This is a genomic window from Streptomyces sp. NPDC001858 (assembly GCF_053594615.1).
In genome coordinates this window covers 248588-269066 of record NZ_JBSFEV010000004.1, presented here as the reverse complement: position 1 = coordinate 269066, position 20479 = coordinate 248588, and the positions used below count along the sequence as shown (strand labels likewise).

The following is a 20479-nucleotide window of genomic DNA, read 5'->3' as shown; positions in this document are numbered from 1 at the left end:
TCCTCTTGCAGTCGGAGGCTTGGCGACAGTCGCCCGGGTTCTCGGTGAGGTGACGGCGACGCTCGACCTCGTCGAAGGTGGCGCGGAAGGTGTGGTGGGCTTGGTGCGCGGTCCCAACCGAGCTGCCGTTGTCCTGGATCATTGGCGGCGCCTCTTCCTTCGGACCATCCGGCCTCTGGCCCAGTGGCTCTGGGTGAGCGCCTACCACCCAGAGCCCGGCCGCGGTCTCGCTGCCCGAGGTGGGCACAGCCGATCGTTGTCAGTGCCAGGTGGCATGATCCGCGACATGGATCTCCGCCTCGTCTTCGCCGACCTCGACCAGATGGACTGGTCACGGCTTCGCCATGCCTACGGCTCCGCGGAGGTCATCCCGGCGCTGCTGCGGGATCTCACGTCCCCGGTGGAGGAGACTGCCGCGGAGGCGGAGCAGGAGTTGTGGAGCAGCATCGTCCACCAGGGCACGGTCTACACGGCGACAGCGGCCGCGGTGCCGTTCCTGGCGCGACTCGTTGCCGAAGGCGTGCGCCAAAGCGCCTTGGTGGGCATGCTCGGTGTGATCGCCGAGAGCGTCGACGAGCACGATCTGCCAGCGCCCGGCGCGGCCCGCGGCGCCGTTGCGGCACAGCTGGGGCTGCTCCTGCCGCTGCTCGCGGACAACGATCGCGAGGTGCGGCGGACCACGGCGTGGACGGTGGCCCAGTGCCGGTCGGCGGCCGGCCCCGACGCGCGTGCGGCGCTGCGGGCCCGCTGGGCGACTGAGAGCGATCCGGCGGTGCGCGCGGACGTGCTGTCGGCCTGTGCGCTTCTGGATCCCGATGCGGCCGACGAGCTGTGCTCCGTACTGCTCGCCGGAAACGAGCCGGCGCCGGTTCAGGTTGCGGCGCTACTGGTCACTGCCGACTGCGGCCTGCCGTGGAACACTGAGGCGACCGCGCGCGTCACGGCATTGATCCCATTGGAGCGGCACGGTTTCGGCGCCCTGTGGGAGCGGGAGCCGCTGCAGGCGCTCGCCGAAGCTCTGCACACCCGCGGCGAGACCGACACCGCCATCGACGTGGTCGGCTCCGCGCTCGGGCGGGCCGTGGCACTGCGGCTTCAGAAGAGCGAGCACGCGCAGGCCGCCACCGCCGAGGCGCGATGGGCCGCCGAGTGCCTCGCCCGCCGCTCACGGACCGCCCCGGCACGGCTGCTGCCCGCATTGCTCCCGCTGCTCGACGATCCGGCCACCGCGGCCGACGTGATCCCGCTGCTGCGAACCTGGTGTCAGCCGGCCCCGGAGGCGGTCCCGGCCTTGCTTGCCCTCGCGCAGGGTAATGACGCATCGGCCGACGAGGCCCTCGCCGCGCTGGTGTGCCTGGGAGCATCAGAGGCGACCGGGCTGCTCGCCCGCCACCTGCCCGAGCGGCCCCGGGCGCTGAAGGCCGCGTACCGCCTCGCGACCGGTGAGACCCGGACGCCGAGCCAGACCCACACGCCCGGCGAGGACCGAACGCCCCTGCCCTACGATCCTGAACTGCTCGACGCGATACGCGTCCGGCTCGCCGCCGAACCGCCGCGCGAGCGCAGATCGGTCTTGGACGGCGGGCCGGCCTCGGTCAACGAGCCGGTTTACCTGAGCGGGCTGCTGGCCGCCTGGGGCAGGTCGGCCAGAGCCGCCCTGCCGGAGCTGCTCACCGCGCTGCCGCGTCATCCGCTCCCGGTCAGCCGCGCCCTGGCCACGGTGACCGATCCCCAGGCCGACGCCCACGTGATCGAGGCGCTGCGAGCCCAAGCCCGACAGGGACCACCGGCCACGCGTCAGGCGGCGGCAAGCGCACTCCACTCCCTGACCGGTGACGCCGGCCCCCTGATCTCCGTACTCTCCGAGCTGCTGGCCAAGCGAGGCAACAGCCTGGACCACACCGTCACTGCGGCCGCCTCGCTCAGGGAGGCAGCTCGTCCCTTGCTGCCGCTGCTGCACACGCTTCTGGCGGAACCGCCGCAGGTGCGCGAGACCGTGCCGGCGATCAGGGCAGCGCTCGGGGCCGCAGCGCTGATCTGGGAACTGACCGGGGACGAGCAGGCGGTGCTCCCGATGATCCGGGAGGGCCTCGCCTGGGCCTCCCAGGCATGGGGCCAGGAGACGGTGAAACGCGCCGCGGAAGTCGCTCGCCTGCTCGGTACCTCAGCCGAACCGCTCGTCCCCGACCTCCTGCCGCTGCTGGACGACCCGGAACTCTCCCCTGCCCTCGTACTCGTCCTGACCAGCGTTTGTCCCGAGGCCGACACACTCGCCGGGCATCCCCGGACCACCCTGGCCGACCGCGTCCTGGCAGCAGCCCGACCGGGCTCGTATGCGCGCTCCGCCTCAGCCGTGCTGCAAGCCTGCGTCGCGCTCGGCCCGACAGCCTTCACCGACGCTCAGCTCGACCTGATCCGCACCCTTGCAAACGGCGACCGGCGCATCGTGGGCGCCGGCCTCCAAGACCAAATCATCCTCGACGACGAACACTTCCGCACCGAGGCCCGGACGGCCCTACGGACACTGACTGTCAACCCCTCGACTTCGTAGAGACCTTGGCCATGCAACCTGCCCCTGGTGGTGGGGTGGTCGCGTGTCCCTCGGATGGTGATCTCGAACATGCCGGGCGGCTGCCCGCCGACGGCGCTGTGGCACCTGCTGCATTCCGATCCGCGGTCAGAGTGGAAGATCACGCCCCGTCCACCTCGCCGCCCCGGCTGGCGATCGCCATCTGCAGTGCAGGGCTGACCAGGGCGGTGTCATACCGGGCGCCCATGGCGTAACCGAGTGCCCGGCGGGCAAAACCCGTCGTGGCCGGAAGTGAGGCAGAATCTGCCCTCGCCGGTGTCGATCTCGGTCGTGTCGCCCCACCACGGCACGTCCGGTGCGACGGCGTCGAAACCACGTCGCACCAGGTCAGGAGAGGCATTCCGTTTGCCCTGCCGCGCCAGCAACCTGCGCCGGCAGGGCGATTCGCGGCCATCAGGACGGCACGGGCCGCTGCGCCTCAAGTCAACCAGCCGGCAATGGCGTGGACGAGTGCGTCACCCCCTTGCTCAACCACCGTTCCCGCCACCAGAGCGGGCAGGGCCTGGACGACTCCCCGGAGCGCCCCGGCCCGGGCCTGGGGATCGGGAGCCGACAGGGACGCATCGACAGTGTCGGTCATCGCCCGCAGCGCTGCCGCGTGGTTCAGGGTTCCTTCGTTACGGTCGATGTCGGCCCGGAAGGACGTGAGGAGCCCGCGTACGGTCTCGATGTCGACGGCGCCCTGGACGGACGCGTGCTGGTACACGTGGGAGATGTTCTGACCCTCGACGTTCTGAATGGGGGCATTGTTGTTGCCGCCCACATGAACGCCCGAGCCGTGTCCCGGCAGTTCCTCCCCACGACGGCCACGTCCCACGATCATCGTTTGCCTCCTGGAGTTCCGTTGCTCTGGCCCACGCCGTGGATGTCGCTGCCCGCGATGTTCTGGATGGGAGCGTTGTTGTCGCCGTACACCTGGATGTTGGTGATGACCGCGGCCACCTGACGCTCGTACGGCGCCGTGTCGACGCCCAGTTCGTCGAGGTACTCGGACACGATGCGAAAGATGCAGGTCTGCATCAGCACGACGTGCCGTTTGGCGTCGTCGCTCTGGTGCATGTCGGTGACCTCCTCGGTGGAGTACCGGTCGCGCAGGCTGACCGGGTCCTTCTCCTCCGCCCGACCGTCCTCGCCCGGCTCTCCGAGGGCGAGCCGGGACACGGTCCTCCAGAGCGCGAGCGGCCCCGACAGAGCATCCAGCAGTGCCTGTACAGCGATCCAACCGAGCAGACGGACTCCGCGCTTGGCGACAGGAGCGGCGGTCACGTGCAATTCGTCGTACAGGGGCGTCATCACGTGCGGTCGTACTGTCAGGCGCACTTCTCCCGCTTCCAGCGCGGCATGCACGAAGACGCTCACCACGACCTGCCCGTCCCAACTGACGCACTGAGCACGCAGGTACAACCGATCAGGAATGCCCGACGGTGATCGACGGCCCCGGCCGCGCAGATCCGGCAGCGCCAACTTCGACGCGCGGGTGCGCCGCAGCCATAGAGTGGCCGGAAGTCCCTGCACCTTCGTTGCGGTCAGGCCGGGCAGCGGCTCGGTGATCTCACGCGCTCCACGTCCGAGGTCTCTCAAGGCGGTGCCCATCGCAGACGTCGAGCGCGCGCCGAGGTCTACCGCATCCGCCTCCCGAGCGGCCCCACCATGCCCGACCCGATGCAGGCTGACCCCGTGCCGTCAGATCGGTGCCCACGCGGAACGGATCCAGCACACATGGGGACGAGAAGCCCCGTGAACACGTGAGAACTACGGACGGGTATTTCCCCGGGCCAGGCGCACCACACCCGACGTCTCCGCAGGTCACAGCCCTGCCTGGGGAAAACTCCTAAAGCGGGTGTCGCAGGTTCGAATCCTGCCGGGGGCACAACGTGTTGCGCCGCTGACCTGGGGCTTCTCCCCCAGGGGCCGCGCTCTATTCGGCCTTCGCCCCCTCCTCCGGGGCCGTTTGCGTGCGCGGGCGGGGAGTTGATCTCCCCAATGGCGCCCAACGGATCAGCGCCATCCGGCACGGACTCCGGGCCGGGCAGGCACCTCGTCACCGTCGTGCTTCGGCTCCGACTGGGCCGCGGCGTTCGCAGAGGCGGCGTCGGCGTGCGGTACAAGCCGGGCGGCGGCCTCTGCGATCGCCCGATCCGCTTCGGGCAGCAGACGCGTACCGCACGGGACAAGGTCCCCGCCACGCCGCGCCGTATCCTCGCCGGCGGTACCGCGGCGGCTGCCGCACTGGGTCAGTGGTGCCGCTGGCCTGTTCCGGTCCCCTGGTGACGAGGCCACCGTGCCTGTTCCTCACTCTTGCCGTGGGCGCGCTGGTCGGATGGCGGCCGACTGGGAGAGTGCATGAGCCGGATGAGCGTGCCGGGCGGACGGCAGACAGTACGCTCGATCCAGCGGGATCGGGCCCGCGGCACAGTGTCCGGGAGGTGCTTCATGACGGCCGAGATGATGGCCCCGGCGTGGATGCATGAGCAGATCACGGCGGAGGAGTACGAGTCGTGGTCCGAGGAGCAGTGCGCCGGTATCGAGATCGTGGACGGGATGGTCGTCGTGAGTCCGAGTGCGTCCAAGCGGCACAACCGTCTGGCCCGGATTCTGGCGAACGCCCTGGATGCCGCCGCGGGCCCGGAGTGGAACGCCGACACCGACTTCGACGTCCGGCTCCAGGACGTCCCGCTCACCAATCGCCGCCCCGACGTCGTCGTGTACCGGGCAGACACCATCGACATCACCCCCACCCGCCCCGAGCATGTGCTGCTGGTCGCGGAGGTGGTGTCCCCAGGTTCGGAGACCACCGACCGGATCGTGAAGGTCGACCAGTACGCCAAGGCCGGCATCGGCTTCTACTGGCGGATCGAGCAGGCCGCGACAGGCGTTCCCCTCGTGTACACCTACGTTCTGGACCCCGCGACGAAGACCTACCGGGACGGAGACGTGTTCCCCGGCGTCCTCAAGGCAGTGGCCCCGTTCCCGGTCGAGATCGATCTCGGGCAGGTCTGACCAGGGGAATGGAAACACCCATGGCCCCTGACAGCGGGGATGAGGAGCACGCCGTCATCGCACACTTTCGGCTTGCCGAGGACGGCTTCGGCCATACCGACCAGCGCGAGCGGATCTACAAGGCTCAGCAGGTGATGGAGGCAGCGACCGAGGAAACCGGCGTGGGGGAGGTCGACGGTAACGAGTTCGGAGGGGGCGAAGCCGTCGTGTACGCCTATGGACCCGATGCCGATGCTCTCTTCAAAGTCCTGGAGCCGACTCTGCGCAGTCTGCCGTTCCGGCCGGCGCACGTCCTTCTCAGGCGGGACGACGTGGAAACACGTGTGGATCTGTAGGCCTACCGAGCAACTCCGGGCGTCAGCGAACGCATCACCAGCGCACCGGGACGAGGTCCTGGAGGCGATGGAGGAAGCGGCCGAGGAGAGCAAGCCGGTTCCCACGCGTCTTCTTGAAGCCTGGGAGCGAAAAGTGCCGCAGGCGCGGGCCCTGCTGGGTGAAGGGGAGATCACGGAGTACGGCGGTTGAGCACCAGGCCCGGCGGAGCCGGGCTGGGTGGCAGGGGGCTTTGTTGTTCAGGCCAGGCCGAATTTTTCGGTGTGGGTTTGGCGGGGCGGGAGCCCGAGGGCTCGTAGGGCGGTCAGTACCGTGCTGGTCATGGCGGGTGGGCCGCAGACGTAGACGTCGCGTTCGGTGAGGTCGGGGACCAGTCGGTGCAGGTTGTCCGGGCTGAAGGGCGGGGTGTCGTTGTCGGTGGTTCTGCCGGTGAGGAGGTGCAGTCGTCCGCCTCGTAGAGCCACCAGGTCGCGTACCTCGGTCAGCAGTACGGCGTCGGCCTCGCTGCGTGCCCGGTAGAGGACGACGACGTCGCCGGTCGTCTCCTCCTCCAGCACGGCCCGCACGGGCGTGATTCCCACCCCGCCGGCGATCAGCAGGGCGCCGGGCTTCGTGCGGTGCAGTGAGGTGAACGCGCCGTACGGGCCCTCGACGAAGGCGCGGCTGCCGACCGGGATGTCGCGCAGGCCGGCGCTGGTGGTGCCGACCGCCTTCGCGGTGAGGCGCAGTCCGCGTCCGTCGGGCGCCGCCGACAGGGAGAAGGGGTTGGCCAGCCACCAGTGGTGGTGACCGGGGAACCGCCAGATGCAGAACTGGCCCGCGCGGGCGGGCAGTTTGTCGAGGTGTCGGCCGGTGACGTGCACGGAGACCACGTCGTCCGACTCCGGTACCACGGCCGCGACGCGGAACCGGTGGTAGGCGTTGCGCCACAGCGGCAGCGCGACGCGCCCGGTCAGCAGGGCGCCGAACGCGAACAGCCAGAGGATCCACCAGTAGGCCTCGGCGAACGCGGAGGACGTGAACGTCGTCGTCTCCTGCAGCTGGTGGACGAACGACAGGCCCAGGGCCACGTACAGCAGCAGGTGCAGACCGTGCCAGACCTCGTACGGCAGCCGTCGCCGCAGAGGCCGGGTGGAGATCGCCGCGATCACGACGATGACGGCCGCGGCGAGCATGCCCAGCAGGGAGGCCGGCACCCCGCTCAGGGCGACGAACGTATCGCCCATGGACACGTCTTCGAGGGTCGCGTAGCCGAGCACGACCAGCGTGGCGTGGGTGAGGACGGTCCACAGCAGCAGGAAGCCGACCCAGCGGTGCCACACCGTGAGCCGGTCCATGCCGATGCGGCGGTCCAGCCAGGGCAGCCGGGCCACCAGCAGCAGTTGGAAGAACATCACCAGGGCCGCGTGGAGTCCGAAGAACTTGGCGACCGTGAGCACCCCGTTCTTGCCCGAACCGGCGCTGAGGAACAGCGCCTCCACGATCACCGCGTTGACGATGACGAAAGCCCCCATCGCCCACCGCGCCGCGTCCACCGGAAGCACGGTGCCTCTGCGCACCGCGTTACTCGCCGCCGCCATGTCTCCTCACATTCCCCCGTGCCGCCGACCCCATGAAGAGCGAGCGGTTCATCCGGATATACGTCTCGATCGGATATGCATTCGGATATGCATATGGAGCCCATACGGAGCCTGTGCCCGACCCGTTCACGCCCAGAACCGTCGAATCCGGTCGCCACCCTCACACACCGTGCGGGCCCGGGGTGATCAGGCCTGTTTCGTAGGCCACCACCACTGCCTGGGCTCGGTCCCGTAGGCGGAGTTTGGCGAGGATTCTGGCCACGTGGGTTTTTATCGTGGCCTCGCTCAGGGTGAAGCGGGTCGCCAGTTCGGCGTTGCTCAGGCCGGTGGCCAGGGAGCGGAGGACTTCCAGTTCGCGGGGGGTGAGGACCGTCAGGTCGCGGTGCAGTGCCGTGGCGGTCGGCGTCTGGTGGGAGACGAAGCGTTCGATCAGACGGCGGGTGATGGCCGGGGCCAGCAGCGCGTCGCCGGTGCGGGCCGTGCGGACGGCGGCCACGAGGTGTTCCGGGGTGACGTCCTTGAGGAGGAAACCGCTCGCGCCCGCGGTGAGCGCGGCGTAGACGTAGCCGTCCAGGTCGAACGTGGTCAGCATGATCACTCGGGGTGGGGCCGGCGGCGCGGCGGCGGAGAGAATGCGTCGCGTCGCCTCCAGGCCGTCGGTCCCGGGCATGCGGATGTCCATGAGGACCAGGTCGGGAGCGGTGCGGGCGACCGCCTCCACCGCCTCTTCGCCGTCTCGCGCCTCGGCGACGACCTCGATTCCGTCCGCCGCCAGGATCATGCCGAAGCCGGTGCGGACGAGTGCCTGGTCGTCGGCGATGACCACACGGGGTCCGTCGGTCATGCCGGCTCCTCGACGCCGACCGGTATGACGGCGCTGACCTGGAAGCCGCCGTCGGCCCGTGCCGTCGTGCGCAGGGTGCCGCCGTAGACGGCGAGGCGTTCGCGCAGGCCGGTCAGGCCGCGGCCGCCGCCGGGGACGGGGGCGGGGGCGACCCGGGCCGCGGGAGTGCCGCCGGTGTCGGACACCTCGATGCGGACGGCGTCGGGGAGGTGGTCGACGGCGATCCGGACCCGCGCGCCGGCCGCGTGTCTGACCGTGTTGGTCAGGGCCTCCTGCACCACGCGGTAGGCCGCCAGGTCGGCGCCCGCCGACAGCGGCGCCGGGGCGCCGGTGACGGTCAGTTCGACGGGGACGCCGGTCTCGCGGACGCGGTCGACGAGGGCCGTCAGCCGGCCCAGGCCCGGTTGCGGCGCCAGAGGCGGCTCATCGGCGAGAGCCGACTGACCCGCCAGAGCCTGTTCGTGCGTCAGGGCAGGCTCGTGCGTCAGGGTCGGCGGCTCGTCCTCGGGTGTCATGGTCAACAGGCCCATCGCATGGCGCAGTTCGGCCATCGCGGTGCGTCCGCCGGCCTCGACGGCCAGCAGGGCGTCGCGGGCCCGGTCGGGGCTTGCGTCCATCACCTTGCGGGCCGCTCCCGCCTGGATCACCATCACGCTCACATTGTGGGTGACGACGTCGTGCAACTCACGGGCGATCCGCGCGCGTTCGCGGTGGACCGCGAGCCGGGTCGCGGCCCGGTGCTCCTCCTGGAGCACCCGGACGCGCTGTTTCCATGTGTGGACGGCGTTGGCCGCGAGCCCCACCCCGAGCAGGGCGAGGAACGGCGCGAGGCCGGGGCTGAGGGACGGGAAGTTCTCGTCGTGGAGCAGCGCCAGGGCGGCCGCTCCCGCCGGGAGGCTGACCAGCGCTCTGGCCCGGTACGGGCTGTACACCGCCGCGCTGTAGGCGGCGATCACGCACGACAGGAACGTGTACACGGTCGCGTCGCCGCCGCCCAGGCGCTGGTTGAACAGCAGGCTCGCGCAGATCACCGCCCAGAACGCCGACAGCGGATACCTCCGGCGGGCCATCAGGGGCAACGCGGTGAGGGCCGCGAGCGTCAACTGCCAGGGCTGGACCGCCGCGAGGTGCCGCACCACGTCCGCCCGGACGAAGGGCGCGGTCGCCTCGGCGCCCGGCACCGGCGGCGGCAGCGGCAGCGGCAGCGGCAGCGGCACCACCGTCGGCGGCAGCGGGACGTCGCCGCTGCGGCGGTGGGCCGCGGCCACCGTGCAGGCGGCCAGGACGACGGCGACGATCACGTCGGCCGTCCACATCCAGCGCGACGGGCGCGGCAGCGGGCTGCGCTGCCGCAGCGACGCGACGGCGCCGCGCCATCGCCCGACGAACTCCGCTCCGAGGGTTGCGCCCATGGGCTCAGTCTCGCAACTCCCGCACCCCGTCACATCCGACCTCGTGCGGACGGGCCCGACGGGGCGTCTACATCGTCCGCGTACATCGCAGGGATGACGCGCCCGGCCGGTCATCCCGGGACGGTAGCCGTTCTCGCCGTCACGGGCGACGCCCCCGGCACGGCCGCGCCCCTAGCTTCGGGGCGAACGAACCGTCCACCCCACCAGCCGCTCTTGGAGGCACCGTGGCCGCGACCGCGACCCCGCCCGTCATCGACATCCGCGAGGTGAGCCGGCGTTACGGGGAAGGGCCGCCCGCTCTCGCCGACGTGACGCTCGACGTGCGGGCCGGAGAGGCGGTCGCCGTGCTCGGGCCGTCGGGGAGCGGGAAGTCGACGCTGCTCAACCTGATCGCCGGACTCGACCGGCCGAGCACGGGCAGCGTCACCGTCGACGGGCTGCGCGTGGACGGGCTGAGCGAGGCCGCGTCGGCGCAGTACCGGCGGTCGAAGGTCGGCATGGTCTTCCAGTTCTTCCATCTGCTGGACGACCTGACCGTCACCGACAATGTGCTGCTGCCCGCCCAGTTGGCCGGAACGCCCCGGGCCGAGGCGCGCGGTCGGGCCGCCGGTCTGCTGGAGCGGCTCGGCATCGACCGGCACGCCGCCGCCTACCCGGGCCGGCTGTCCGGCGGGGAGCGGCAGCGGGTCGCGGTCGCCCGGGCCCTGATGAACCGTCCGGCGCTGCTGCTGGCCGACGAGCCGACCGGCGCGCTGGACTCCGCCGCCGGCGAGGACGTCCGGGAGCTGCTGACCGAGCTCAACGCCGAAGGGCAGACGATCGTCCTGGTCACCCATGATCTCGGGCTGGCCGAGTCCTGCGCGACGCGGACCGTCGAGCTGGTCGACGGCCGGATCGTCCGGGACAGCAGGCATGTGGCGGCGGTGACCCGATGAGCGCTCTGGGGCGGGTGGTGCGCGCCGGGGTCGGGCGGCGGCGCGTGCAGACCACCGTCATGATTCTCACCACGCTGGTGGCCGTCACCGCGTCGGTCCTCGCCGCCGGGCTGCTCCTCGCCTCCCGGGCGCCCTTCGACCACGCGTTCGCCCGGCAGCACGGCGCCCACCTGACCGCGCACTTCGACGGGACGAAGGTCACGGCCGCGCAGCTCGCGGCGACGACGGCGACGACGGCGACCGGCCGGGCGTCGGAGGTGAGCGCGGTCGCCGGACCCTTCCGGACCCTCTCCGTGCGCCCCCGCACGGCCTCCGGCTCGGACATCGTCCCGGCCGGGGTCGATCTGCCGCCGATGACGGTCGTCGGCCGCGCCGACGCGACCGGCGTGACCGGCGCGACCGGCGGCGGTGTCGACGACGTCGATCTCGTCGAGGGCGTGTGGGCGACCGGCCCCGGGCAGATCGTCGTCGCCGTCGGCGAGGTGCCCGCGCCGCTGGGCGTGCGGCTGACGATCCCCGGCGCGCCGGGCGGCGACACGCTGACCGTGGTCGGCGTCGCCCGGTCGGTGACCGGCACCGCGGACGCCTGGGTGACTCCCGCGCAGGCCGAGGCGCTGGCCCCGGCGGGCTCCGCGCCCGCGTACGAGATGCTCTACCGCTTCCGGCAGGCGGGCACGGACGCCCAGGTGGCCGCCGGTCGCGCCGCGGTCGCCGCGGGTGTGCCGAAGGGCGCGCTGACCGGATCGCAGTCCTATCTGGTGGTCAAAGAGGAGGCGACGGCCAACGCGATGGCGTTCGTGCCGTTCCTGGCCGCGTTCGGGGTCCTCGGACTGCTGCTGTCGGTGCTGGTCATCGGCATCGTCGTCAGCGGGGCGGTGGGCGCCGCGACCCGGCGCATCGGCATTCTCAAGGCGCTCGGCTTCACGCCGGCGCAAGTCGTGCGGGCCTACGTCGCGCAGGCGCTGGCGCCGGCGTCGGTGGGCTGCGTCCTGGGGGTGGGGCTGGGCAACCTGGCGGCCGTGCCCGTGCTCGACGAGGTCGGCGACGCCTTCGCGGGGCCGACGGCGTCGATTCCCGTATGGCTCGACGTGGCCGTGCCCGCCGCCGCCCTCGCCCTGGTCGCCGTCGCCGCGCTGGCGCCCGCGCTGCGCGCCGGGCGGCTGCGCACGGTGGCGGCGATCGCCGTCGGGCGTACGTCCGACGCGGGTCAGGGGCGGCTCGCACGGCTGGTGCGGCTGGTGCGGCGGCTGACGGGACGGCTGCCGTTGCCGCGCGCGGTGAGTCTCGGGCTGGCCAACCCCTTCGCCCGTCCGGCGCGTTCGGCGACGACGGCCGCCGCGGTCGTCTTCGGGGCCGCCGCCGTCACCTTCGGGGTCGGGCTCGCGCTCACGCTCGGGGCCGTGCAGTCGGGCCGCATGCTCAACTCGGCCGGGTCGGTCGTGGTGGGGACCGGCGGGATGCACGCGCCGCCCGGCGCACAGGCGGTCCGCGCGGACGGCGGGCCCGAGGCGCGAAAGGCCGACCCGGCCGCGGTCGCCGCCGCACTCCGTGCGCAGCCGGGGACGAGCCGCTTCTACGGCACGGCCCAGGCGGAGGTGAGCGCGTCCGGGATCACCGGCGCCACCGCCGTGGTGGCGTACGAGGGCGACGCCTCGTGGGCCGGCCCCCCGATGGTCTCCGGCGAGTGGCTCGACGGCACGCCGGGCCGGGCCGTGGTCACCGCCCGCTTCCTGAAGGCGGCCGGAATCCGGGTCGGGGACACGGTGACCCTGACGGAGCGGGGGCGGCAGACCTCGGTACGGGTCGTCGGCGAGGCGTTCTTCACGGAGGGCGAGGGCATGGAGCTCCTGACCGGGACCTCGACCCTCACCGCGCTCGGACTCGACGCGACTCCGGGCCGCTACGACGTGCGGACGAAACCCGGCACGGACCTGACCGGCTACCTGGCCGCGCTCAACCGCGCGCTGGACCCGATCGACGCCGTCGCCATGGCCGATTCCGGCGACTCGTCCAGTGTGATCGCGGCCATGGACGCGCTGATCGGGATGCTCACGCTGATGCTGGTCGTGGTCGCGGGGCTGGGCGTGCTCAACACGGTCGTCCTCGACACGCGCGACCGCGTCCACGACCTCGGCGTCCTGAAGGCGCTGGGCATGGCTCCCCGCCAGACCGTGGCCATGGTCGTCACCTCGGTCGCCGGGATCGGCCTGCTCGCGGGCGTGGCGGCGGTCCCGGCCGGGGTCGCCCTGCACCGGTACGTCACGCCGTTCATGGGCGAGGCCGTCGGCATGAACCTGCCCGAGTCGATCATCGCCGTCTACGATCCGCCGTTGCTCGCCCTGCTCGCCCTGGGCGGACTGGTCCTCGCGGTGGCAGGCGCAGCCCTCCCAGCGGGTTGGGCGGCCCGGACGGCCACGACCACGGCCCTGCGCACGGAGTGAGCCGTAGCGGGACCCGGCGAGGTCAGGGGAGGTCCGGCGCGGGCCGGCTCTCGCGCGGGCGTTCCCGGTCCGTCCGGCCGCGAACCGCCGCATCGGCAGCACTCCCCCGGCCGTTGCCCCGGAACGCCCAGTCCGCCCGCGGCTCCACCACACACCGGAAGACCCGTCGGACGGGCACCGTGCACAACAGGGGCACGGCCACGGCCCTGCGCACGGAGTGAGCCGTAGCGGGGCCCGGCGAGGTCAGGGGAGGTCCGGCGAGGTCAGCGGCCCCCGCGACCTCGACCGCCGCTGTCCCCTGTGTCGACCGTCTCGGCTCGACGACTGTCTGACGCGACCCGGACAGACCGGAACACCTCCTTCTGCGAGAGCTGATGAGAGCTGATGAGAGCTGTGCGAGCTTTCCGGGCGCCGCTGACCGGCCTCGGCGCGGACAAACCACCAACCTCGCCCTGCGTCCTCCGGCGCCGCCTACGATGGGGCCGATGAAGGCCTTCGAGCGGCACCTCGCGTCGACGCCCGTGCGGCGGTGGCGGGTGCTGCTCGTGCTCGGGGTGCTGGCCGGGCTGTTGGCGATGCACGCGCTGTCTCCCGTCGGCACCGTGCACGAGCACGCCGGGTCGCACACGCCGTCGGCGCAGCACACGGAAGCCGCCTCGGTCAGCGCCTCCGACGACTGCGCCGGGGAGGGCGGGGACTGCGGCGGCGGGCGCCTCCATCACGCCGATCCGACCTGCGTGGCGGCCAAGGTCGGCGCGGCTCCCGCCCTGCCCGCCCCCGTGCCCGACCCGGTCGCCGTCCCCGGGCGGGCCGACGCTCTGCGCTCGTACTGCGCCGAGGCACCGGACGGCGCACGCGCGCCGCCCTCCCTGGCGGAACTCCAACTCCTGCGGATCTAGACACCGCGCGTCACCGCGTCCACGTCCGGATTCCTCTTCGCAGCACGCTCAGAGCACAGCAGGAGTTTCAGCATGCGCACCACCCGTACCCTGACCCGTCGCGCCGTTCTCGCGGCCGCGGCCGTCACCGCCGCGTTCACCCTCGCCGCCTGCGGCAACGACGACGGCAGCGACAGTAAGGCCGCCGGCGGGCACAACGAGCAGGACGTGTCCTTCGCGCAGGGCATGATCCCGCACCACCGGCAGGCCCTGGGGATGGCGAGGCTCGCCGCGGGCCGGGCCTCGTCGGCCGAGGTCGAGGACCTCGCCGCGCGCGTCGAGAAGGCGCAGGACCCGGAGATCACGACCATGAGCGGCTGGCTCACGTCGTGGGGCGAGGACGTCCCGGCGACGTCCGGCATGAACCACTCGGGCGACTCGGGCTCGTCCGGAGCTCATGGGATGCCCGGCATGATGGACGGCTCGGACATGGCCGAGTTGGCGAAGGCGTCCGGCACGGACTTCGACTCCCTGTTCCTGACCCTGATGGTCGAGCACCACGAAGGCGCCGTGGACATGGCCGAGGCCGAGAAGGACAAGGGCGAGTACGGTCCCGCCACTTCCCTGGCCGACGACATCGTCACCGCCCAGTCCGCCGAGATCGCCGAGATGAACAAGCTGCTCGGCAAGAGCGGCGAGAGCGGCACGAGCTGACCCTTCCCGGGCGGGCGGCCAGGCAGCCGCCCGCCCGGGCACTCCGCGTCCGCCCCGACACTTGCCCTAGATACCCCCTAGGGGTATACAGAACCCATGGACAACGCCCATCATCAAGATCATCAGCGCGTCGGCGCCTCGTGGGCCACGGCCGTGAAGGCGACACTGCACTGCCTGACCGGGTGTGCCGTCGGCGAGATCCTCGGCATGGTCATCGGCACCGCCCTCGGCTGGGGCAATGTGCCGACCATGGTCGTCGCGATCGCGCTCGCGTTCTTGTTCGGCTACTCCTTCACCCTGTTCGCGGTGCGCCGGGCCGGGCTGGACCTCAGGGCCGCGGTCAAGGTGGCACTGGCCGCCGACACCGTCTCGATCGCCGTGATGGAACTGGTCGACAACTCGATCATCGCCCTCACCCCGGGCGCGATGGAGGCCGAATTGACGGACGGTCTGTTCTGGTCGGCCCTCCTGGGCGGCTTCGCGATCGCCTTCCTGATCACCACGCCCGTCAACAAGTGGATGATCGGCCGCGGCAAGGGCCACGCCGTCGTCCACGCCCACCACTGAAGCCCGGCCGGCCCGTCAGCCCGCGTCGTCGAACGTCGACGTGCCCGCCGCGAGCCTGGTGATGCTGCGGCGCAGGCGGCGGGCGTCCAGGGAGCCCACGGACGTCGGGGACTGGAGGTGGGCTTCGAAGTCGGCCTGGTAAGGGCGCAGGGCGGCGGCGAGGTCGCGGTGGCCGACGGCGAACTCGGTCAGGTCGGCGAGGTCCCTGGTGCCGGCGGCGGCGAGAGGGTCGAGGCCGGCGAGGCCGGAGAGCAGGTCGGCGAGACGGCCGGCGGCGGTGGCGCCCGCGAGGGCGAGGGCCAGGTCGCCGGGCGAGGAGCGCGGCGGGTGCGAGACCAGGCGGTCGACGGCCGTGTTCTGGAAGGCAGCGCGCCAGTGCGTGGCCGGGAACCAGTGCAGGGCGCGGGCGACGGCCGGGGAGTCGGCGACGAGGGGTTCGCGGGCCGGCCGCTCACCGGCGCCCCGCAGCGGGTGGCCGGCCGCGTCGAGGGCCTGGCAGGCATGGCCGACCTCACGCCACATGGCCCGGTCGTCGAGGACGATGGCGCGGGCCAGCAGTGCGACGATCCGGGCGTTGACGGCCGCGGCGACCGCACCCCCGTGGTGCGGCTGCAGTCGGCCCACCAGGCGCAGCAGCAGCACCGCGGACGGCAGGTCCACGTGATCGACCACCCGCTCCCAGCCGACCTCCGCCAGCATGTCGAGGGTGCGCGACGCCTCGTTCGGGTAGTCGAGGCTGGTCAGGAGGGCGGCGAGGCCGACGGTCGGTTCCAGGTCGGTGATCAGGCCCAGCCGCAGCCGGCGCGCGGGCTTGTCGAGCTCTATCTTCGGGACGAGTTCGATCGCCCAATGGCGTTTCCAGAGCGCCATGGTGCGCAGGATGTCCCGGATGGCGCGCGGGCTGGAGAGCGTGGACACGATGCTCTGCTTCAGCTCGTAGGTCATCTGCATCCACTCCGCGTTGCGGGGGTGGGTGGGTCCGATCCCGATCCGGCTGAGGTGCAGGGCGGCGGTGTACTGCTCGGTCGGGTTCTGCAGCAGCTGCAGCTCGTCGGTGAAGATCTTCATCAGGTGGGTGTCGTGCGAGAGGCCCGTGTGGACGGCCCGACCGAGCTCGGCGACCTGCTCCAGCTGGGAGAGCATCCCGGTGGCCGCGAGCGGGTTCTGGTACATCGCGGAGCGGGCCTTCCACACCAGCCGCAGTTCCTCCGTCGCGTGGACGGCGGTGCGCATCGTGCGCTCGCCGTACTCGACGAGGAGCCGGCGCACGAACCCGCGGTCGATGTCGCTGAGGATGCTCAGGAACTGGGCGAACTCCTCGCCCGTGCGGACGGAGTCGAGCCGGTCCGTCCATACGTCCCGGCGCCCGATGAACTTGCCGGTCTTCTGCAGCAGGCCCGCCCCGGAGAGCGCGTTCTCGTCCCGGGTGCCCTGGCGCATCGTGCGGGCGACCTCGCGGCAGGTCTCGGCGACGGCGACGGCGGACGGGTTCCTGGCCAGCTTGTGCGCCAGCCGGGCGACGTCGAACGTCTCGGCGTAGCGGCGCGCGGCGTCCGGGTAGAGGGCGCGGGCCAGCCGGTGGAACTCGGCCTGGGCGTCCGGCGGCGACCACACGCTCATGCCGACCAGCAGATCGTCGACGCCGACCCGCCCGCGCAGGTCCGCGAGGAAGGCGGGGCCGAACTCCGGGTCGGCGCCGAGCCACAGGGCGAGCCGGGGGCCCCAGACGCGGCGCGAGGTGGTGAGCGACTGCGCGACGATCTCGACCATCAGGCCGAGGCACTGCTCCCGGTACGGGACCTGCGCCTCCCACAACCCCTTGACCAGGTAGTACTTCACCGACGGTCGGGGGTCCTTGGCCAGCCAGTCGGCGACGGCGGCCTCGCCGAGCCGTCGGCCGAAGCGCTGGGCGAAGCTCTCGCCGCTCTGGTGGTAGGGGTTCTCCACCGCGTGCGTCACGGACAGCAGCATGCCCGCCGCCTTGGGGTCGTTCTTCGTCGCGTCGGCGAGGCGGGCGGCGAGCTCGTCGTCGGGGTCGTTGTCCTCGGTCCACACCAGGCCGGGGGTCGGGGCCGCCAGCAGCAGACAGGCGCACCAGGCGTGCAGGCCCTGGACAACCCGCAGGAACTCGACGGTCTCCATCGGGGTGGCGCGGCGCAGCAGAGCGCGCAGCGCGCCGAGGTAACGGCCCCTGTCGCGGTGGGTGTTGACGGCCTTCTTGAAGATCTCGTTGCGGTGCATGCCGGAGGTCCGGCGCAGTTCGTGCAGCGCGGTGATGACGTCCCGGGGGCTGCTGTGGTCCAGGGCGGGCTGGAGGAGGTCCTGGTACTCGTCGATCATCGTGACCCACTGGGTCTGGTCGGTCCGGTCGACGTGCCGGCGCAGCATCATCCCGGCGAGGATCACCGCGAAGCCGTCCTCGGCGCGCGGCGTGTAGGCGATCAGCTGTTCCGGGCCGGGCTCCTGGTCCACGGGGTGGTAGCCGGGAGCGTCCTCGTAGTGGACGGCCGCGTCCTCGGCCACCCGCCGCCACAGCCGCCGTTGCAGACGCAGGGCGCGCAGGACGAGGAAGTAGTCGGCGGGGCGGGTGGGGTCCAGACCGGTGACGACCTCCGCGACCCGCTTGACGGCGATCTCGTCGAGGTCGGCGTTCTGGAACCACTCGATCTGCTCCAGCAGGTGCAGCCGCTGCTGCGCGGTGCCCTCGCGGGCCGTCAGGACGGCGTTCACCTGGGCCCGCAGCCAGGTCTTGACGTCCTCCAGGGCGCGCGCGCCCTTGTCGCCGTCCAGGGCGCGGCCGCCGGTGGACATGGCGTGCCGGATGCCGCGGATCACGGTCACCAGGTCGTGCAGCGGCAGGGCCGACGGGTCGTCCCGCAGGCGCTTGACGAACTCCAGGACGACGTCGTCGGCGATCTCCTCGCTGAGCGAGTTGCTGAGCGCGGTGAGGCAGCGCGCCAGTTCGGCGGCGCGCGCCCCGGCGATCCAGTCGGCGAACGCGCCGTCGCGGGTGCGGCGCAGGAGTTCGGCGGCCACCTGGGGGCGGTAGAGCCGGGCTCCGAGCAGCCGCGGCAGGACCTCGCGGGAGTCGTGCCGCATCAGCTCCTCGAACCGGGGCCGCAGCCGGGCGACGACCTCGTCGCGCAGCCGGTCCTCGCCGGGGCGGGGCACCCGTGCGGGCTCGTCGCGGTCGTCTCCCTCGTCGATCTCCTCGCGGATCTGCAGGACCCGTTGCAGGATCCGTGTGCAGTCCTCGGCGCTCGGGATCCGCGCCGGACCCCGGTCGTCCGCGGCCGCCACGCCGAGGGCCGCGCGCTGCTCCGCGGTGAGGTCGACGAGGGTCTCCTCGGGGACGCCCGAGTGGATCAGCGAGGCCGCCGCCAGGTCGGCCACCGCGTCCTGCTGGGCGAGTCCGAGACCGCCGAAGCAGGCGAGCACGGGGTCCTCGTCGCCGTCGGCGCCCATGACCCTGATGATGCGTGCGAGGTCGCGGCTGCCGTCGCCGCGCCGGACCTCCGCCAGCCCGGCCTCGGCGTCGAGCCGTCCCGGCCGCGCGAGGGCGACGGCCTTGACGAAGTCCTCCAGGTGCGGCCCGCCGACGACGGCCGGGACGACGTCCACGCTCTCCGTGCTCCACTCGAAGTTCGCGGAGACGTTGTACTCCAGCAGTGCGAGGACGCTGCTGCGGACGGCCTCCGAAACCAGCGGCAGCAGTTCGTCCACCGCCTTGTTGCCGCCCTGGAGGGGGAGCAGCCCGTCCAGGATCAGCAGACAGGGTTTGCTCTCGTCGCGTTCCATCAGGTCGGTCGCGCGGCGGGCGGCCTCGATCAGCGGGTCGCGGTCGGGCAGTTCGCCCCGGGTGGAGGTGATCGCCTGCACCTGCCAGCCGCGTCGGCGCAGTTCGTCGGCGAGGAGGCGGGCGATCGTGGTCTTCCCGCTGCGCAGGGTGCCGCCGACGACGGCCACGCGTCTCGCTCTCCCGGTCTGCTTGCGCCCGCCCGTCCCGCCCTCTTTCTCGCCCGCCTGCGCCTTGTCCCTCTCCTTTTCCTTCTCCTTGTCCTTGCCGTGGAAGATCTCCCGGAGGCCGGCGACCTGCTTCAGCACGGCCTCGCCGGGGCGGGCGGGCTCCAGCGGCAGGGGCGCCCAGCCGAGGCGGAGCAGTTCCTCGCGGTGCCGGGCGTGCTTCCAGTCGGTCCACCGCTCGCCCCAGACCGCGGCGGCGGCGTCGTCCAGGGCGAGCGCGCCGGGCACCGGTAGGCGGCTGCCGCCGGGTCCGGCCTTGACCCAGCCCCGCGCGGTGGGGGCGAGGACCTCGGTGACGCCGATCAGCGCGAGCGCCTCGACGCGTCCGGTCAGCTCGGCGTCCGTCATCGGCGCGAAGGTCTGCCCGTCCGCGCGGACGCCGACGGCGAAGAGGTCCGGCCGGGGCAGTCCGGCGGCCTCGGCGAGGAGGTCGAGGGCGTAGCCGAGCCCGATGGCCGGGTCCTCGGGCCACGAGCAGGCGACGGCGACGGCGACGGCGACCGGGAGCGCCGGCCGACCGACACCGGCCGCCCCGCCTCCGCCTCCGCCTCCGCGTCCGCCTCCGCCGAACCCTGACAGCAGAGCGGCGACGGCGTCCCGCGCATCGCCTAGATACCGGTCGGCCCACTCCACCGGCCGGATCCAGCCGGGTCCGCCGACCGCCGCCGACGTGTCGGCCAGGGTGATCGCGACCCGCCCGCCCGTCGTGTCGATCACGGCCGCGTGCGCCGGCCCGGCCGGACGGTGCCCCGAGGCCTCGGTCCCGACGGGGCACTCGGCCCACAACTCCGCCAGCTGGTCCGGGACTTCCGTGCCGAGCGCGGGCAGCAGCCGCCGCATCCGCAGGCGGGCCGCGGAGTCCGTGGGCTCGGTCCCCGCGCCGGAGCACACCTCGGCCAGGGCGGTGAGGCCGCCCGCGTCGGACTGCGTCAGCCAGGCGGGGAGGGTGGCCAGGACGGCGTCGCGGTCCGGCCGGGCGACCAACTCGCCGAGCCAGCCGTCCGCGAGGTCCGACCCGGCGACGGCGGCGGCGAGTTCCTCCTCGGGGACGTCCCGCGCGGCCGCCTGGTGCAGCAACAGCAGCAGACCGACCAGCCGGTCGCGCACGAACGCGGTGTCGGGGACAGCGGCGGCTGGAGAGAACGGCGTTGCTGTCATCCGG

The 20479-nt window shown here is 72.5% G+C and carries 15 protein-coding genes; 9 read left to right on the top strand and 6 right to left on the bottom strand.

The window, feature by feature from the left end; genetic code table 11:
• Positions 1-49: 49 nt before the first annotated feature.
• Entirely contained in the window at positions 50-2551 is a 2502-nt protein-coding gene (locus ACWCPF_RS07890; RefSeq protein WP_451044091.1) for a hypothetical protein, read from the top strand.
• Between the two features lie 457 nt (positions 2552-3008).
• Here the strand turns inward: ACWCPF_RS07890 and ACWCPF_RS07885 are convergent, their stop codons facing one another.
• Positions 3009-3413, bottom strand: coding sequence for a hypothetical protein (locus ACWCPF_RS07885; protein WP_451044090.1), 405 nt, complete (start codon positions 3411-3413; stop codon positions 3009-3011).
• Positions 3410-4171 (bottom strand): hypothetical protein, encoded by a 762-nt coding sequence (locus ACWCPF_RS07880; RefSeq protein ID WP_451044089.1) that lies wholly within the window; start codon positions 4169-4171, stop codon positions 3410-3412. The genes ACWCPF_RS07885 and ACWCPF_RS07880 overlap by 4 nt, the downstream gene beginning before the upstream one ends.
• Positions 4172-5023: 852 nt before the next feature.
• Here ACWCPF_RS07880 and ACWCPF_RS07875 point away from each other — a divergent pair.
• The 3 genes from ACWCPF_RS07875 to ACWCPF_RS07865 all read left to right on the top strand — a co-directional run bounded on the left by ACWCPF_RS07875 (position 5024) and on the right by ACWCPF_RS07865 (position 6115).
• Positions 5024-5590, top strand: a complete 567-nt coding sequence (locus tag ACWCPF_RS07875; protein ID WP_451044088.1) for a Uma2 family endonuclease — start codon at positions 5024-5026, stop codon at positions 5588-5590.
• Positions 5591-5610: 20 nt separating this feature from the next.
• Positions 5611-5925, top strand: a complete 315-nt coding sequence (locus ACWCPF_RS07870; RefSeq protein WP_451044087.1) for a hypothetical protein — start codon at positions 5611-5613, stop codon at positions 5923-5925.
• A 67-nt stretch (positions 5926-5992) separates the two neighbouring features.
• Positions 5993-6115 (top strand): hypothetical protein, encoded by a 123-nt coding sequence (locus ACWCPF_RS07865; RefSeq protein WP_451044086.1) that lies wholly within the window; start codon positions 5993-5995, stop codon positions 6113-6115.
• Positions 6116-6162: 47 nt separating this feature from the next.
• On the opposite strand, the gene ACWCPF_RS07860 is transcribed toward ACWCPF_RS07865, so the two are convergent.
• From ACWCPF_RS07860 to ACWCPF_RS07850, 3 genes are all read right to left on the bottom strand, one after another.
• Positions 6163-7503, bottom strand: a complete 1341-nt coding sequence (locus ACWCPF_RS07860) for a ferredoxin reductase family protein (protein ID WP_451044085.1) — start codon at positions 7501-7503, stop codon at positions 6163-6165.
• A 160-nt stretch (positions 7504-7663) separates the two neighbouring features.
• Positions 7664-8347 (bottom strand): response regulator, encoded by a 684-nt coding sequence (locus ACWCPF_RS07855; protein WP_451044084.1) that lies wholly within the window; start codon positions 8345-8347, stop codon positions 7664-7666.
• Positions 8344-9759 (bottom strand): sensor histidine kinase, encoded by a 1416-nt coding sequence (locus ACWCPF_RS07850; protein ID WP_451044083.1) that lies wholly within the window; start codon positions 9757-9759, stop codon positions 8344-8346. The genes ACWCPF_RS07855 and ACWCPF_RS07850 overlap by 4 nt, the downstream gene beginning before the upstream one ends.
• 224 nt (positions 9760-9983) lie before the next feature.
• Between ACWCPF_RS07850 and ACWCPF_RS07845 the strand changes: the two genes are divergently transcribed.
• From ACWCPF_RS07845 to ACWCPF_RS07825, 5 genes are all read left to right on the top strand, one after another.
• A complete protein-coding gene (locus ACWCPF_RS07845; RefSeq protein ID WP_451044082.1) occupies positions 9984-10694 on the top strand; it encodes an ABC transporter ATP-binding protein in 711 nt (236 codons plus the stop codon).
• Complete coding sequence (locus tag ACWCPF_RS07840; RefSeq protein ID WP_451044081.1) at positions 10691-13135, top strand: FtsX-like permease family protein; 2445 nt, start codon at positions 10691-10693, stop codon at positions 13133-13135. The genes ACWCPF_RS07845 and ACWCPF_RS07840 overlap by 4 nt, the downstream gene beginning before the upstream one ends.
• 485 nt (positions 13136-13620) lie before the next feature.
• Positions 13621-14034, top strand: a complete 414-nt coding sequence (locus ACWCPF_RS07835; RefSeq protein ID WP_451044080.1) for a DUF6153 family protein — start codon at positions 13621-13623, stop codon at positions 14032-14034.
• A gap of 72 nt (positions 14035-14106) precedes the next feature.
• Positions 14107-14727 carry a DUF305 domain-containing protein gene (locus ACWCPF_RS07830; RefSeq protein WP_451044079.1) on the top strand — a complete coding sequence of 207 codons (621 nt, stop codon included), beginning with the start codon at positions 14107-14109 and terminating at the stop codon, positions 14725-14727.
• A gap of 96 nt (positions 14728-14823) precedes the next feature.
• The gene (locus ACWCPF_RS07825; protein ID WP_451044078.1) at positions 14824-15294 is read left to right on the top strand and encodes a DUF4396 domain-containing protein; all 471 of its coding nucleotides are present in this window, start codon (positions 14824-14826) and stop codon (positions 15292-15294) included.
• Positions 15295-15309: 15 nt separating this feature from the next.
• Here the strand turns inward: ACWCPF_RS07825 and ACWCPF_RS07820 are convergent, their stop codons facing one another.
• Entirely contained in the window at positions 15310-20475 is a 5166-nt protein-coding gene (locus ACWCPF_RS07820) for a hypothetical protein (RefSeq protein ID WP_451044077.1), read from the bottom strand.
• Positions 20476-20479 lie beyond the last annotated feature (4 nt).